Here is a 1,714-nt window from a genome sequence, read left to right as displayed (position 1 = left end):
CATGGACTCCCTCCTCCGCCTTGCGATGCACGCACTCCGACGCCGCGCGCTGATCCGACGTGATCCGAAAGAGAGCCCCTAGGCCGACGCTTCCTCCAACAGCTTCTGGAAGGCCGGCGTGGCCACCAACTCCGCGTTGGCCGGGTTGTCCAGCGCCGCCCGGAACTGGGGGGTGTCCAGCACCTCCTGGAACGCGTCGTCCACGCGGTGGTCCTTGTAGATCTGCTGGACGGTGAGGTCGGGATAGGCGCTGACGAAGACCCCCGCCGGCTCCTGGTGGGCGACGAACCAGTCCTTCACCCCCGGATCGGCGACGCCGGGGAACCCTTCGCTGTGCGAGAAGACCTTGTCGAAACGGGACCCGACCACCGTCTTGGCGAAGTCGTCGATGTAGGTGTCCCAGGAGCCGTCGAAAACACTGGCGAACATGAACCGGGTGTCGTCGTCGAAGATCACGTGCCGTGCGTCATGCAGGGTGCCGATCTGGCGCACCGCCGCATGGGCGCTCTCGTCATGCGCCGCGTCGGCGAGCGTCGCGAGATCCTCACGCAGCGCATCCGCATGGCCCGGCTTGATCTTGGTGAAGACGGTGAACTCACTGCAGACCCCATCCGACCTGCCCGGGCGCTCGGGGTGAGCCGATTGGGTAGCGCCTGTCATCGCGGTCATCGTGACGTCCTCCTGCCGTGGTCGGTGCGAGGGACGCCAACCGCCCGAACATGAGGCGCCATCGCCCTCACCTCTTCATCCTGACCCGAGCACGGTGGGGGCACCACTGGGCGACGAGCAGGCCAAGGCGCTCAGAGCTCCGAGAAGCTCATGAGGACAGCTTCGTCGGAGCGCGGGATCATGGAACATGGGCCTGCCGGGTTCGTCGTCGTCACGCGCTCTGACTCCCCTCTGGAGGCAATCATGGGCAAAGTTCTCGGTGACATCCTGGGTCTCGCCGCCGGCGTCGCGATCAGCCCACTCCCGATCATCGCCATCATCCTCATCCTCGCCACGCCTCGGGGACGCCTCAACGGAGTCCTCTTCACCGTCGGCTGGATCCTGGGACTCTCGGCGCTGGGCGCGGTGATGCTGGCGATCGCTTCCCCCGCAGGCGCCTCTGCCCACCATCACCCGGCCACCTGGGTGGGAGTCCTCAAGCTCGTCCTGGGCCTGCTCCTCGTCCTCTTCGGCGCCCGGAAATGGCACCGGCGCCCGAAGGATCCGTCGCAGGCCCAGCTGCCGAAGTGGATGAGCGCGATCGACCGCCTCACGCCGGTCAAGGTCCTCGCACTCGGACTGGCCCTGTCCGCGCTCAACGCCAAGAACGCCCCGCTGACCCTCGCCGCGGGCGCCGCGATCGGCTCGGCCGGACTGCCGGTGGGGCAGCAGATCGCCTCACTGGCGACCTTCGTCGTGATCGCCACCCTCGGCCTGTTGGCCCCACTGGGAGTCTTCGTGCTCGGGGGAGAGCGAGCCCAGACCACGCTCGGTAACTGGAAGGACTGGGCAGCTCAGCACAACGTCGCCGTGATGGCGGCCCTGTTCTTCGTGCTCGGGCTGAAACTGTTCGGAGACGGGATCTCCGTCCTCACCTCCTGACAGGCCGCTCTGATCGACAGGGCACGCCCTAGGGGCTCTCTTTCGGATCACGCCGGGCGCGCGACGCCGGAGCACGCACCTCGCCGCGTTGTCGTCGGTCGCCGATACTCCGCATGGACTCCCT

The 1,714-nt window shown here is 67.4% G+C and carries 2 protein-coding genes; one reads left to right on the top strand and one right to left on the bottom strand.

Annotated features, from left to right (window positions below):
- Nucleotides 1-78: 78 nt before the first annotated feature.
- Complete coding sequence (locus ACFV61_RS35900; protein ID WP_244293777.1) at nt 79-669, bottom strand: hypothetical protein; 591 nt, start codon at nt 667-669, stop codon at nt 79-81.
- Between the two features lie 243 nt (nt 670-912).
- Here ACFV61_RS35900 and ACFV61_RS35895 point away from each other — a divergent pair, with 243 nt between their 5' ends.
- Nucleotides 913-1,590, top strand: coding sequence for a GAP family protein (locus tag ACFV61_RS35895; protein WP_380496374.1), 678 nt, complete (start codon nt 913-915; stop codon nt 1,588-1,590).
- Nucleotides 1,591-1,714 lie beyond the last annotated feature (124 nt).

Source organism: Kitasatospora sp. NPDC059817 (assembly GCF_042731835.1).
GTDB lineage: Bacteria > Actinomycetota > Actinomycetes > Streptomycetales > Streptomycetaceae > Kitasatospora.
The sequence above is the reverse complement of the archived record's forward strand: the minus strand, read 5'-3'. Positions and strand labels throughout refer to the sequence as shown.

What these genes read in the sequence shown, in the direction of transcription:
- ACFV61_RS35900 (WP_244293777.1), bottom strand. Translation starts at nt 669, where the DNA reads ATGACCGCGATGACAGGCGCTACCCAATCGGCTCACCCCGAGCGCCCG.
- ACFV61_RS35895 (WP_380496374.1), top strand. Translation starts at nt 913, where the DNA reads ATGGGCAAAGTTCTCGGTGACATCCTGGGTCTCGCCGCCGGCGTCGCG.